At 34.8% G+C, this 15448-nt stretch carries 11 protein-coding genes; 1 reads left to right on the forward strand and 10 read right to left on the reverse strand.

Features of this window, described 5'->3' with window-relative positions; genetic code table 11:
* Positions 1–2: 2 nt before the first annotated feature.
* From LpgJCM5343_RS06570 to LpgJCM5343_RS06615, 10 genes are all read right to left on the reverse strand, one after another.
* Entirely contained in the window at positions 3–1040 is a 1038-nt protein-coding gene (locus tag LpgJCM5343_RS06570) for a gluconeogenesis factor YvcK family protein (protein ID WP_003647007.1), read from the reverse strand.
* A 16-nt stretch (positions 1041–1056) separates the two neighbouring features.
* Positions 1057–1932: an RNase adapter RapZ gene (gene rapZ, locus LpgJCM5343_RS06575; RefSeq protein ID WP_003647006.1), complete on the reverse strand. Its 876-nt coding sequence runs from the start codon at positions 1930–1932 to the stop codon at positions 1057–1059.
* A gap of 118 nt (positions 1933–2050) precedes the next feature.
* Positions 2051–2590: an HdeD family acid-resistance protein gene (locus LpgJCM5343_RS06580; RefSeq protein ID WP_020806690.1), complete on the reverse strand. Its 540-nt coding sequence runs from the start codon at positions 2588–2590 to the stop codon at positions 2051–2053.
* A 55-nt stretch (positions 2591–2645) separates the two neighbouring features.
* The gene (gene uvrA / locus LpgJCM5343_RS06585; RefSeq protein WP_003648448.1) at positions 2646–5507 is read right to left on the reverse strand and encodes an excinuclease ABC subunit UvrA; all 2862 of its coding nucleotides are present in this window, start codon (positions 5505–5507) and stop codon (positions 2646–2648) included.
* 14 nt (positions 5508–5521) lie between these two features.
* Entirely contained in the window at positions 5522–7537 is a 2016-nt protein-coding gene (gene uvrB, locus LpgJCM5343_RS06590) for an excinuclease ABC subunit UvrB (protein ID WP_101890827.1), read from the reverse strand.
* A gap of 97 nt (positions 7538–7634) precedes the next feature.
* Entirely contained in the window at positions 7635–9359 is a 1725-nt protein-coding gene (locus tag LpgJCM5343_RS06595) for a phospho-sugar mutase (RefSeq protein WP_077958752.1), read from the reverse strand.
* 148 nt (positions 9360–9507) lie between these two features.
* On the reverse strand, positions 9508–10494 hold the full coding sequence (locus LpgJCM5343_RS06600; RefSeq protein WP_039156077.1) for an aldose epimerase family protein: 987 nt from the start codon (positions 10492–10494) through the stop codon (positions 9508–9510).
* A 1-nt stretch (position 10495) separates the two neighbouring features.
* Positions 10496–11965, reverse strand: a complete 1470-nt coding sequence (locus tag LpgJCM5343_RS06605) for a UDP-glucose--hexose-1-phosphate uridylyltransferase (RefSeq protein ID WP_039156073.1) — start codon at positions 11963–11965, stop codon at positions 10496–10498.
* Positions 11966–11983: 18 nt separating this feature from the next.
* Positions 11984–13153, reverse strand: a complete 1170-nt coding sequence (locus tag LpgJCM5343_RS06610) for a galactokinase (RefSeq protein WP_101890828.1) — start codon at positions 13151–13153, stop codon at positions 11984–11986.
* Between the two features lie 130 nt (positions 13154–13283).
* A complete protein-coding gene (locus LpgJCM5343_RS06615) occupies positions 13284–14285 on the reverse strand; it encodes a LacI family DNA-binding transcriptional regulator (RefSeq protein WP_020806696.1) in 1002 nt (333 codons plus the stop codon).
* 153 nt (positions 14286–14438) lie between these two features.
* Between LpgJCM5343_RS06615 and galE the strand changes: the two genes are divergently transcribed.
* A complete protein-coding gene (gene galE, locus LpgJCM5343_RS06620) occupies positions 14439–15431 on the forward strand; it encodes a UDP-glucose 4-epimerase GalE (protein WP_077958749.1) in 993 nt (330 codons plus the stop codon).
* The last annotated feature ends 17 nt before the right edge of the window (positions 15432–15448 follow it).

Consider the following 15448-nt stretch of genomic DNA (forward strand, 5'->3'; position numbering starts at 1 on the left):
AACTAATCCTGTTCCTTTTTTCTTCGGCAATATGCTTCAAAAGCCAAATTTAAAATTTCATCGGCTACTTTTTTACCATCATGAAAAACTAATCCACTATGCTGATCAATAAAGTCAGCCGTAATTACGCGGCAATCTTGAGCCCGTAACCCAGCAAAATCATTTCTTACCGGTTCAAGATAAGCATCATAATCTGCCGGATTAAACTTACTCATATCAATTTTAGCTCCGTTAACTAAGGCAGTATTAATATAATGACCACCTAAATGATCATTAATAACTTGAACATGTTCCGCTGCTGTGAAATGATCTGTTTCACCTTGCTGCGTCATGATATTACAGATATAAATAACTTCAGCCTTAGTTTGTCTCACAGCATCACCTAAATTAGAAATCATCAAATTAGGTAAAATTGAGGTAAATAAACTACCTGGTCCTAAAACCACTGCGTCTGCTTGCATAATTGCAGCTAAAACAGGTAAAACTGCCTTTGGCTCATCGTCAGAATCAGTATCAGTTACCCATACTCGTTTAATGCGCTTATCCTTTGAAGTAATTTCTGTTTCACCAGCTTCAGTTGTCCCATCAATAAATTCTGCATTTAAAGTTAAGGGTTCGTTTGAAGCAGGGAAAATTCGCCCATCAATTCGCATCATTCTTGATAACGATTGAACAGCATCAAAAATATTCCCTTGCATTTCATCTAAAGCGGCAATAATTAAATTTCCAATTGCATGACCTGCAAAAAATGAGTCAGATGAATTAAAACGGTATTGAAAAATATCTTTTTCTTCCTGTGGTAAGTCGGATAAAGAAACTAGCACATTTCTAATATCGCCTGGCGGCACCACATTAATATAATCTCTAATTGCACCTGATGATCCACCATCGTCTGCCACAGTTACAATAGCTGTTATATCGGCATTTTGTTCCTTTAAAGCATTCAAAATAACAGGTAACCCTGTTCCACCACCAATAACAACAATTTTAGGGCGACGTCCGCGAATGACACGTACAATTTTATTTTCTCCGTACGCCATCTCCCAACAATCTCCTTTATTGTCCAATATAACGACTAATTTCTCGATGAGAAATATCAACAGGATATTTCTTAGCCAAATCAACTGCTAATTGGCGAGCGATTGAAACGCTCCGGTGTTGACCACCAGTACATCCAATTGCAATAGTTAATTTTTCTTTTCCTTCCGCAATATATCCGGGAATAGCCGTCTCTAACATGTCTAAAAACTTAGCATAAAACTTTTTAGTTTCTTTCTTGCTCATTACATAATCAAAAACTCGACGATCTAAGCCAGTAAATGGTTTAAGTTGAGGAATATAGAATGGATTCGGTAAAAATCTCACATCCATTACAATATCAGCATCAATTGGAATACCATACTTAAAGCCGAAACTCATTACTTCAATTGAAAAAGTCCGAGTTTGATTATCTCCAAACTTATCTACTAATTTAGCTTTTAATTCCTTAGTAGTTAAACGGGAGGTATCAATAATTATATTTGATATATTTTTAGTTCTTGATAAAATAGCTCTTTCTTCTTGAATTCCATCCAATAAGCGTCCTGTATGAGCTAATGGTGGCAAACGTCTTGTTTCCTTATACCGAGATACTAATACATCATCTGAAGCATCTAAAAACAAGACGGTCGACTGAACATTTTGACTATCTTCTAAAGATTTAATTTCGTCAACCAAATCTTTGTAGAAGCTTTTTACTCTCAAGTCAACAACTACTGCTGCCTTACTAAAATCTGATGAATTGTTAATTAATTCCCAGAAACTTCCCAATAATTCTGGTGGTAAATTATCTACCACAAAATATCCCATATCTTCTAAAGCTTTGATTGCCACAGTTTTACCTGCGCCACTCATACCAGTAACAATCAATAATTGTTTCTTTTGTTCAGCCATAGCTATCCCTCCTTAATCGCTATTATAACATACCGGGTGTTTCATTTTTTGAATAAAATAAAAAGTCGTTGTCACAAGTAGTTATCACAATCAACTACTTTAAAAACGACTTTTTATTTTATCTGTGCATCCATGAAACAAAAATTTCATTGATTCCAAATACCATTAACCAAAATGCTACCAAATAAACCAAAGTAATAGCAGCAAGCACTGGATTAAATAGCAAAGCAAAAGCAATAATCAAACTAACAATATTCAAAATTAAGCAGAGAACAAAATAGCCAGTTGAATATTCGCGCAAGTGCCATGAAAAGATAATACCGATAATTGAGTCGGCTAAGAACCAAATAGCAAATAAAATAGCTAAGGTTAATCCACCAATTTCACGTGAACATAAGAATAAAACTCCGATTACAATATCGACAATTGCTGAAATTAACGTAACCCAGCTTAAATCAAAAATATTATGGAATTTTACATATGCGGAAATCCAAATAATTCCTTGTAAAATTGACAAAATACCAAATACAAATACAAATGCGCTTAAACCACGACCAGGGTAACGTAATAGTAAGAATGATGCAACAACAAACAAAATTCCTGCTATAAATGAACCCCAATCAAAGCCTTGGTGTCTAGAATTATAAATATCGTTCATTTTTATATCCTCCTAGATAATATTCTACACTTAATTTTCTAAAACACCATTAACTTTATTCCTGCTCATCTTTGCTATTCATTAACTTTTTAGTTAACTTAATATCTCGCTTGAGAACTGGTTTTAAGTATTGTCCCGTATAACTTTCTTTAACTTCAGCAACTTCTTCTGGAGTACCAGTAGCCACAACTTGACCACCGCCATCTCCACCTTCAGGGCCTAAATCAATCAACCAATCAGCGTTTTTAATAACATCTAAGTTATGTTCAATAATTAAAACAGTATTTCCCTCATCGACTAAGCGCTGCAATACTTCTAATAACCGCTTAATGTCATCAGTATGTAAACCCGTTGTTGGTTCATCTAAAATGTAGAAATTATTACCCGTGGAAAGCTTCTGTAATTCAGAAGCTAATTTCATTCTCTGTGCTTCCCCACCAGATAAAGTTGTGGCTGACTGCCCAAGTTTTACATAACCCAAACCAACATCAACGATTGTTTGTAGCTTACGATGAATTTTAGGAATATTTTCAAAAAATTTGCAAGCTTCATTAATTGTCATATTCAAAACTTGCGAGATATTTTTTTCACGGTAAGTTACTTCAAGAGTTTCTGAATTGTATCTTGTCCCATGACAAACTTCACAAGGTACATAAACATCAGGTAAGAAATTCATTTCGATTTTAATAATTCCATCACCATGACAAGCTTCGCATCTACCGCCCTTAACATTAAAAGAAAATCTCGCTTTAGTATATCCACGCATTTTTGCTTCATTAGTTTGTGCAAATAAAGCTCGAATATCATCAAATACACTAGTATAAGTTGCAGGATTACTACGTGGTGTCCGCCCAATAGGGCTTTGATCAATATCGATAATTTTTTCGATGTTTTTATATCCCTTAATTGACTTATACTTTCCTGGTTTAGCTGAATTATTATTTAATTTTTGTGCTAAAGCACGCTTCAGAATCAAGTTTACAAGAGTTGATTTTCCAGAACCTGAAACGCCGGTTACTACAACAAATTTCCCTAGAGGGAAATCTACTGAAATATCCTTCAAGTTATTTTCAGCAGCACCAGTAACAGTAATTTTTTTACCATTACCCTTTCTTCTCTCTAACGGTACAGGAACGATCTTTTTACCTGATAAATATTGTCCAGTTAAAGATTTAGGATTCTTCATCACTTCTTCTGGTGTACCAGCAGCCATTACTTTTCCGCCATATACACCTGCTCCTGGTCCCATATCAACTAAGTAATCGGCCTGTTTCATCGTTTCATCGTCATGTTCGACTACAATTAAAGAATTACCAAGATCCCGCATCTTTTTCAGCGAAGAAATAAGTCGATCATTATCTCGCTGATGAAGACCAATTGATGGCTCATCCAAAATATACATAACGCCAGATAAATTAGAGCCAATTTGGGTTGCTAGTCTAATTCTTTGTGCTTCTCCACCGGATAAAGTTCCAGCAGAACGAGATAAAGTCAGATAGTCTAAACCAACATTCTTTAAGAAAGTTAATCTATCACGTACCTCTTTCAAAATTGGTTTAGCAATCATCTTTTCTTGTTCACTTAATTTTACTGAATTAAAAAAGTTCAATGACTTAGAAATTGACAGATCAGAAGCTTCAGCAATATCTTTGCCATTTACTTTTACTGCTAATGCCTTTTCATTTAATCGCTTACCGTGACAAGTTGAACAAGTAAGTTCAGTCATATACTTACCCATTGCATCACGCATAAATTTTGACATTGGATGATGATAACGACGATTGATATTATTTAAAATTCCTTCAAATTCTTGAACAGTATCATTTACACCAAAGTCACCTTCAAGATGAAATTTGATTTTTTTCCCTTTAGATCCATTTAAAATTAGATCTTTTTGCTTTTTAGTTAATTTTTTATATGGCTTGTCCACAGGTATTTTTAAAGCCATACATGCTTGCTCAAGCATGGCAGTATAGTATTTTGAATTAGACCATGGCACTAAAGCTCCCTCTGCTAAAGTTTTATCCTTATCAGGAATAACTAAATCTTCATCAACTGATAATTTCATCCCCAATCCATCACAATCAGGACAAGCTCCAAAAGGCGCGTTAAATGAAAATAAACGAGGCTCCATTTCGCCGACCGTAAAGCCACATATTGGACAGGCATAGTATTCAGAAAAGTTAATACGTTCACCCTTAATCACATCAACATCCATGTAGCCATCTGCCAAACGAAGAGCAGCTTCAACAGAATCAAATAAACGACTTCGAATATTTTCTTTAACAATTAAGCGGTCAACAACAATATCAATACTGTGCCGTTTATTTTTGTCTAGGTCAAAATCATCAGTGATTTCATGCATTTCACCGTCTACAATTACCCGTACATAACCCGCACGCTGGATTCGTTTAAATACTTCCTTATGTTCTCCTCTTTTAGCGCGAATAATTGGAGCTAAAATCTGAATTCTGCTTCTTTCAGGTAAATCCATTACGCGATCTACCATCTGATCCACGCTTTGTCTCTCAATCAAAGTTCCATCATTTGGACAAATTGGATGACCAACGCGTGCCCACAATAAACGCAAATAGTCATTAATTTCTGTTACAGTTCCAACTGTTGAACGCGGATTATGAGACGTCGTCTTTTGATCAATGGAAATTGCGGGATTTAAGCCATCAATTGAATCAACATCAGCCTTATCCATTTGGCCTAAAAATTGTCTAGCATAACTTGATAGTGACTCAACATATCTTCTTCTACCTTCAGCATATAAAGTATCGAAAGCTAATGAACTTTTTCCTGAGCCTGATAAGCCGGTAATAACTACTAATTTATCTTTTGGAATCGATAAACTTATATCTTTTAAATTATGTTCACGCGCTCCATGAATTACAATTTTATCATTTGCCATTTAGCTTTCCTCCTCTACTTTTTCTTTTCATGTACTTGCTTTTGTAAATCCATAATTGCATCACGTAAGTTAGCTGCTTCTTCAAAATCTAGTTTCTTTGCAGCTTCTTGCATTTGAGCAGTCAAAGTTTTAATCATGGTTTGCTTTTGTTTCTTAGTCAATTCATCAAAGTTTAGATCAGCAAAACTTTCTTTATTTTCCTTCTCATCACTATCTTTAGTAATTGAAATAACATCCCTGATAGGTTTAACAATAGTTTTAGGTGTAATGCCGTGTTCTTTGTTAAACTTCATCTGCAAACTACGTCTTCTTTCTGTAGCATCAATTGCTTCTCGCATCGAATCCGTAATTGAGTCTGCATACATAATTACCTTACCATTTGAGTTTCTAGCAGCACGTCCTATCGTTTGAACTAAAGGTCTAGTTGAACGTAAAAATCCTTCCTTATCTGCATCTAGAATTGCAACTAATGACACTTCCGGTACATCGATTCCTTCTCGCAAAAGATTAATTCCGATTAAAACATCAAATTTACCAAGCCTTAAGTCTCTAATAATCTCTAAACGTTCTAATGTCTTGATATCTGAGTGTAAATAGCGAACTTTGATCCCCAGGTCTTTCAAATAATCAGTTAAGTCTTCTGCCATCTTTTTAGTTAAAGTCGTAACAAAAACACGTTCATCACGATCAATTCGTTTATTAATCTCACCAACTAAATCGTCAATTTGTCCCTTAATTGGTCTAACTTCAATTTCTGGATCAAGCAGTCCAGTAGGACGAATAATTTGTTCAACTTTATGATCAGTCTGATTTAACTCATAGTCTCCAGGAGTTGCTGAAACATACATAATTTGGTTTACATGCTTTTCAAACTCTTCTAATTTTAGTGGTCGGTTATCCAGAGCTGAAGGTAATCTAAAACCATAATCAATCAAAGTTTGCTTACGAGCTCTGTCTCCGTTATACATCGCCTTTAATTCTGGCATTGTAGCATGCGATTCATCAATTAAAATTAGAAAATCATCAGGAAAGAAATCAAGTAAAGTATGCGGAGGCTGACCAGCTTTACGTCCTTCCATGTGCCTAGAATAATTTTCAATTCCGTTAGTGTAGCCAACTTCACTCATCATTTCCATATCATAGGTAGTTCTTTGATTAATTCGTTGAGCTTCTAAAAGCTTACCTTCTCCCTCGAATTTTTTAACTTGAATATTCATTTCATCTTTAATTGAAGCCAAAGCTCTTTGCATAATTTGTTCATTAGTAACAAAGTGTGTTGCCGGGAAAATAGAAACTTGTTCGCGTTCACCAATTACCTCACCAGTCAAAGAATCTACTTCAACAATCCGATCAATTTCATCACCAAAAAATTCAACTCTAAATGCATGATCAGAATAACCAGCAGGAAAGATCTCTACCACGTCACCGCGGACTCTAAAACGACCACGTTGAAAATCAATATCATTACGATCATATTGAATATTCACCAAGTCCCGTAGTAATACATCACGGCTAATTTCTTGGCCTTCAGAGATAGATACTACACTTGCTGCATACTCTCTTGGATCACCTAAACCATAAATACATGAAACTGAAGCAACGACAATTACATCATTTCTTGACATTAAATCACTGGTAGTTTTATGACGCAACTGGTCAATTTCATCATTAATTGATGAATCCTTTTCAATATATGTGTCCGACTGTGGCACATAAGCTTCAGGCTGATAATAATCATAGTAAGATACAAAATAATCAACGGCATTTTTAGGGAAAAACTCTTTGAATTCACCATAAAGCTGACCAACAAGAGTTTTATTATGCGAGATTACTAAAGTAGGTTTATTTAATTTAGCAATTACATTCGCCATAGTAAAAGTCTTACCTGTCCCAGTAGCACCCTCTAAAATTTGGGCCTTTTCACCGTTTTCAAAACCATCAGTCAACTTTTTAATTGCTTGCTCTTGATCACCTGCTGGTTGAAATTTAGAAACAAGTTCAAATTTTTTGTTTTTTTGTCGTCTAATCATTTTCGATCCTCCGCAAAAAAAGTTGGACTAAAATAGCCCAACTTCTATTAACGTATTCATTTTACTACAGCGAACGTATTTTCGCACTATTTTTGCATTACTTTAATAAATTTGCTAATGCATCTTGATATTCTTCAGCTGCCTTTTCCGCAGTTTCAATATCCTTCTTGTTTACACCAACATAAGCCTTAATTACAGGCTCTGTTCCAGATGGACGAAGAGCAACCCAAGTTTCATCATCTAAGAAGTACTTCAAAACATTAGATTTAGGGAAGCCAGTTAATGGAGTCTTTTTGTTTCCTTCAATGGTTTCTTGAGTTTCAAAGTCTTGGATTTTTACAACTTTGGCACCATTAATTTCAGTTAAGTGCTCTTTACGTAATTTACTCATTAATTCAGCCATTTTCTTTTGACCACCAATACCTGGCATTTCAATAGCCTTGGTAATTTCGTAAGCCACACCATACTTTTGCCAAATTTCTTGCAAACCATCAAAAACAGTCATGCCTTTAGATGCATAGTAACTTGCTACTTCTGCAAACATCAATGCACCTTGCATAGCATCCTTATCTCTAGCAAATGGTTTAAATAAGTAGCCGTAACTTTCTTCAAAGCCCATTAAGAATTTACCGTCATTTTCTTTGTTCATGCGGTCAACTTCTTCACCAATGTACTTAAAGCCAGTTAACACATGCTTGGTCTTAATACCAAAATCATCAGCAATCTTAAATGGAAGTGCACTAGAAACTACTGAGGTTACTAATTCATAATCAGATGATAAAGTTCCGTTTTCTTTCATGTGAATTAATAAGTAGTATGCCATTAAAGTAGCAATTTGATTACCAGTTAGAACTTGGAAGTCACCATCTGATTTTCTAACAGCAGCACCCATTCTATCGGCATCTGGGTCGGTTGCAATAATAACATTTGCATCTACTTCATTAGCTAACTTAAAGCCTGGTTCAAACACATCACGGTATTCGGGATTTGGCTTAATAGTTGTAGGAAATTCAGGATCAATAATTGATTGACTTGGAACTGGAATGACATTGTCAAAACCGCCTTGTCTGAATGCGCGATCGTAGAGCATTTTACCAGTACCATGCAATGGAGTATAAATAATCTTTAGCTTATTAGCGTTAGCTTTAACCATTTCAGGATCAACAGTAACATCCTTCAAATGAGCTAAGTAAGCTTCATCCACATCTTCACCAATTAATTGTAATGTACCCTTAGCACGCAATTCTTCTACTGGAGCAGCTTTAACGCCAAAAATATCATCAACTTTTTGAGCGTAAGCAAACAAGCGATTTGCATTTTCTGGAGCCATTTGAGCACCATCTTCACCATATACCTTGTAGCCATTATATTGCTTAGCATTATGGGAAGCAGTGATATTAATTCCAGCAAAAGTATTTAAATGACGAACAGCAAATGACAATTCAGGAGTTGGTCTTAAATCATCAAATAAATAAACATGAATTCCATGTGCACCTAAAATACGAGCAGCATGCTCAGCAAATTCTCTTGAGTGATAACGTGAATCAAAAGAAATTGCGACACCACGTTTTTTAGCTTCTTCACCATTTTCATCAATTAATCTTGCAAGTCCTTCGGTTACTCTTCCCACAGTAAACAAGTTAATTCTGTTAGTACCTGGTTCAAGCCGTCCTCTCATTCCAGCAGTACCAAAATTAATATCTTGTCCGAAAGCATCTTCAATCCACTTTTCATCTTTACCTAATTTGTTTAATTGATCTTTTAAATAATCAGGTAAATTATTTGCATTAGTCCATTGACTATAAATTTCTTTTGCGTTCATAATTTCCTCTTTACGTAAATTTTATGGTTTCATCTGCTATTTTAACGCAAGTTATAATGAAATTGCTATCATAATTAACAATTTAATTATTCTGCTCGCAAAAGATTTAACGTCTTCTTTTCTATTCGATATTTGAAAAAACTCTTAATTAACTAAAGTTCCAGTTAATCTTTCGCTCAAACTTTTCATAAGGAAGTAAAGTGATTTCACCTAAGTTTATCCCTTCTGCTGGTGGGCATTGTGCTTCTAAAGTAATTCCGTCATATTGACCAATATTGTTTGCAATACCAGTATGATTAAAGTGGTTAGCTGTATAGGTAACAATTGCAGGAGCATTAGTTGTCATAACCATTTTATGTTTATCAGATGTTAAAACTGCTGCTGGTTGCATCCCATTTAAGATAAAGGGATGATCTAAGCCATTGCGTAACTTAATTTGACTATTATCACTGTTTAATGTTTCAGCTATTCTCTTACCTTTTCGAAAATCAAAAACTGTATTTTCTACGCTTTGCATTCCTTGATTTGGTAGTCCATCTTTACCAACTGGTAAATAGTAATCGGCTGCAAGTTGTAATTGTAAATCAGTTGCTCGTTCACCTAAATTAAAATAAGTATGGTTTGCTGGATTAAAAATAGTTAATTGATCACTAACCGCTTCAAGCTTATATGACACATTATTTTCATTATCTAGCTTGTAAGTTACATGTAATTTCATATTGCCAGGATAGCCATTATCACCATCTGAATCAAAAAGGAAAAGATCAGCTTGAGATTCTTGATTGGAATTTTTTAATTTAAAATTCCAAACTTTCATGTCAGTACCAATACCACCATGAATATGATTTTCTCCATCATTTTTAGGTAGTTGAAAAATATGATTTCCATGTTTCCATTGTCCTAAGCGAACACGACCACAAATTCGACCAACTGTTCCACCTAGAAAATTTCTCTCTTTTGAATAGTCTTCCGGACTGTTTAATGACAAGATCATATTTTCACTATTGAGTAGAACTTTTTCTAAAGTTGCTCCGTAATTAAGAAGCTTAACTTGCATCCCATGATCATTTTCAAGGCTAATCTCGCATAGATCTTGCCCATCTTTTACACCATATTTTACAAAACTTGTTTTCATTTTATTTATCTACCTCGCTTACTAAAGCCTTGGTAAATTTTTGCCAACCAGCTTCTCCATCTTTATTATTTTTAAAGACACCAGCACATTCAAGAACTTGATCAAACACTTCGACTAGAGCCTGTTGCAAAATACTATCTACATTCTCTCTAGTAATCTGATGCTCTGCTTTGATTTTCTTGGCCCAATCAAGATGGCTATCAGCTATTTCATTATCTTCATTAAGTAAATATTTTTTAACTTCTTCTAGTTCTTTCTTAAGTCTTCCTGGGAGAATGGCTCTTCCCATAACTTCGATTAAGCCAATATTTTCTTTTTTAATGTGCCAAAGCTCAGCATGTGGATGAAAAATTCCTAATGGATATTTAGCACTAGTATTGTTATCACGAAGAACTAAATCTAAAACGAAATCTTCTCCTTCACGATGCATAATTGGAGTAACCGTATGGTGTCTAGTTTCACCATCAAAGGCTTTAATTTGACGATCTTGGTCACTATAGTGATCCCAAAAATCAATAATTTTACTGCCCAAATCAATTAAATCTAAGGAATTTTTACTAATTAAGCGTAAATCACTCATAGGCCAATCAACTACTCCAGCTTTAACTTCTGGGTATTGATCAAAATTAATCACTTTTTTTATTTTCGCCTTCATCATTGGAAAGACGTGACGACCACCTTGATAATGCTCATGAGCAAGCATCGAGCCACCAACAATTGGCAAATCAGCATTTGAACCAACAAAATATTCTGGTAGTTGTTTCTCAATATCTACTAAATTAATTAAAGTCTGCTGATTAATGATCATCGGAATATGCTTTTGATCTAAGAAAATACAATGTTCATTAAAATATGCATATGGTGAATATTGAAAGCCCCACGGACGGCCACCAATCATTATACGAATTATTCGCAAATTACTACGTACATTCTTTCCATATCCGCCAACATAGCCTTCATTTTCAAGACAAAGTGCACATTGAGGATATTTATTACCGGTACTATGAGCTGCCGCAGCAATCGCCTTAGGATCTTTTTCAGGTTTTGAAAGATTAATCGTAATTTCTAATTCATGATTCTTAGAGCTCTTTCCTGAAAAGACAATATTTTTGGCAATAGCTTCTTTTTTTACATAATTATTATCAACGCAAAGCTTATAAAACCAATCAGTTGCTGCATTAGCAGATTTTTGCATTTTTTGCCAGAAAATTTCATTTACTTTTGAAGGCGTCGGCGTTTTTAAATCATATAACTTATCATTTAAAACTTCGCGTGAAGTATTGTCATCAGGAATAATTTTGCGATCAACGGCTATTTGAACAAGTTGTTTTACTGGAGATTGTTTTCCATCATATTCTTGATCTTCATCACCTACTAAAGCTTTGATCTTATTAATTACATATACACGATCTAATTCTTTATATGCTCCACTCGCAATGACTTCATCTGCAAATTTCTCAATAATTTTCATTTCTGTAGCTCCTTAAGCTTAAATTCTTTTTGTTCCATCTACAATTTCCGCATCATAGAAACTTGCATCGTACCCAACTGCATCACGATAAATTTTTCCAATATTTTGCTTAAATTTTTCAGCTTCATCCTTTTTTACAATTGCAATTGCGCTACCGCCAAAACCGCCACCAATCATTCTAGCGCCTAATACACCATCTTGTTTCCAAGCTGCTTCAGCTAAAGTATCAAGTTCTTTACCAGTTACTTCATAGTCGTAATGAAGAGAAATATGAGATGCATTGATTAAACGCCCTAGCTTTTCTAGATCATTATCTTCCATTGCTTTAGTTGCTCTGATAGTTCTACCATTTTCACTAACAGCATGGCGAGCACGTTTTAACTCTGTTTCGTCATTAATTAAGTATGAATATTCATCAAAAGTATTATCGTCAAGTTCACCTAAAGCTTTAATATCTAGTTTAGTTTGTAATTTTGCTAAAGCGTTGTGACATTCGCTAACACGATCGTTATAAGCAGAGTCTGCTAGGGTATGCTCTTTGTTAGTCGACATAATAATAATTTCATAATCACTTAACTTAAGTGGTTTATATTCGTATTTCATTGTGTTGCAATCAAGAAAAATAGCACTATCTTTTTTTCCCATAATGCATGCAAATTGGTCCATAATTCCTGAGTTTAATCCCACGAATTCATTCTCAGTTTTTTGACCCAGTCTTGCTAAGCTAGGACGATCCACATCTAAATCAAATTCATCCTTCAAAATCATTCCCATTAACATTTCAATCGCAGCACTCGAAGATAAGCCAGATCCTGATGGTAAATCAGCTTTAACATATAGATTAAAACCATGATTAATCTTTTCTCCATCTTCTCTTTGACGAAGATAGGTGATCATTCCCTTAAAGTAATTAGCCCAAAAGCGATCATCTTTTTCTACTGAATCATCATTTAAATCAAATTCGACAATATCGCCATCGACATTACCTGAATAAAGACGAACTTTATTATCAGTCCTTGGACCATAGACACCATAAACACCTAAACTAATTGCTGCTGGAAAAACATGACCACCATTGTAATCTGTATGCTCTCCAATTACGTTAATTCGACCAGGTGAGAAAAAGACATCCTTTCCTGCTTCACCAAATATTTCTTGATAATCTTTAAGTAATTCATCTTTATTCATAATTTTTACCTCGTAAATCAATTATTTATTTGTAATCGTTTTCATAAACGATTATAAAACTATTTATTAATTTAGTAAATATATTTACTGGTTTTCATAATAAAAAGTGTATTGAACTAGTTCAATACACTTAGTTAAAGCTCTTTCTTATAATTAAATTAGTATTCATCGTAACGTGGACCTTGGGCAAATCTGAGTTGGTTATTCTCATCAATAAAACAGAAATGGCTAACTTGCTCAAAGCAGTTTGATCGATATTATATGAAGTAAGCGGGGGTGAGATGTATTTAGCTACTTCACTATTATTAATACTAATAATAGCAGTATCTTTTGGAACCCTAATTCCTACCTCATTGAAGTATTGTAAAACCCCAACACTTAAGGTATCCGAAGCAATAATAAAGGCATCTGGTAAATTTCTACCTAATTTTTTAACTACTTCTTTTGCTAATTGATAACCATTTTTTACACTAACAATTCCTTTAGCAAAAACTTCAGTCTTTTTTATTCCTTGTGTTTTACAGAACTCTGTAAATGTAATTTCACGAATATCACGTTGAGGTTGATGGTCTAAAGTAAAACTTTCAGCCCCAATATAACCTAAATTTGTATATCCTTGAGCAATTAATTTCTTAACTGCATCTTGTACAGTCAATTCAAGATTAGGTTGAACCGAATCAAATAATTGCGGTGCTGGATTGATATCAATAAATACACCGCTTGGCAAAACATTATGCAGTCTTTTCAGTTCCTTATAGTTAAGTTCAGCCGTACCTACTCCAAGAAAGCCCTGAAAAAGTGAAGCTTGCTTTATCAATTCATCTACTTCTGTAAATAATGTTAGCTTAATCTCTTTCTCTATCGCTACCTTTCTAATGGCATCACGCAAGAAAGAAAAATACTCATCCTGCAGTTGCTCATTTCCATTTACACGATAGAGTACAGCAATTTCTGGTTTTAGGTTATTAACTTTATTGCTGTTCTTTTTAAAATATCCTAGTTCATTTGCAACCCTTAAAATTTTACTTTTTGTTTCAGAAGTAACTGAAAGACGTGGATCATTACTTAATAAACGCGATACAGTCGCTGGGGAAAAACCGGATTTAGCAGCGATTTCTTTAATTGTTGTCATATTTCCACCACTTTTCTCTATTCACAATTACTTTATCACAGTCTTAATAATTGTGCTATTACTAAATTATTTACTAATTAAATAAAGCATTTATTGATTTTCGTGCTATAATGTAATCGATTTCAAATAAATAATTAAGTAAAGGAGCACACCATGCGAGTATTAGTTATTGGTGGGGCCGGTTATATTGGTTCTCACGCTGTTAGAAAATTAATTGAAGAAGGTAACGATGTCGTTGTCCTTGATTCTCTCTATACTGGCCACAGAAAGGCTGTTGACAAGAAAGCCAAGTTTTACCAAGGCGATATTGAAGACACTAATTTAGTAAGCAAAATCTTACGTGATGAAAACATTGATGCTGTAATGCACTTTGCCGCTTACTCATTAGTTCCTGAATCAGTTAAGAAACCACTTAAGTACTACGACAATAACGTTTCAGGTATGATTTCTCTTCTGCAAGCAATGGATGACGCGAAAGTTAAATACTTAGTATTCTCATCTTCTGCTGCAACTTACGGTATTCCAAAGACTTTACCAATTACTGAAGATACACCGCTTGATCCAATCAACCCATATGGCGAAACCAAGATGATGATGGAAAAGATTATGCACTGGGCTGACAAAGCTGACGGCATTAAGTCAATCGCTCTTCGCTACTTTAATGTGGCTGGTGCTTCAAGCGACGGTTCAATTGGTGAAGACCATGGTCCTGAAACTCACTTAATTCCAAACATCTTAAAGAGTGCTATTTCTGGCGATGGCAACTTTACTATCTTTGGTGATGACTATGACACTAAAGACGGTACTAATGTCCGCGACTACGTTCAAGTTGAAGACTTAATTGACGCTCACATCTTGGCACTTAAGCACGTGATGGGAACTAACAAGTCTGACGTCTTCAATCTAGGTACTGCTCAAGGCTACTCAAACTTAGAAATCCTTGAAGCTGCTAAAAAAGTTACTGGCATTGACATTCCTTACACTATTGGACCAAGAAGAGGCGGAGATCCTGATTCTTTAGTTGCTGACTCAAGCAAGGCTCGTAAAGTCTTAGGCTGGAAGCCAAAACATGAAAATGTTGATGATGTAATTGCAACTGCTTGGAACTGGCACAAGAGCCATCCAAAGGGCTACGAAGATAAGTAAAGGTAATATTTTATAAC

The sequence above is a fragment of the Lactobacillus paragasseri genome (genome assembly GCF_003584685.1).
Taxonomy (GTDB): domain Bacteria; phylum Bacillota; class Bacilli; order Lactobacillales; family Lactobacillaceae; genus Lactobacillus; species Lactobacillus paragasseri.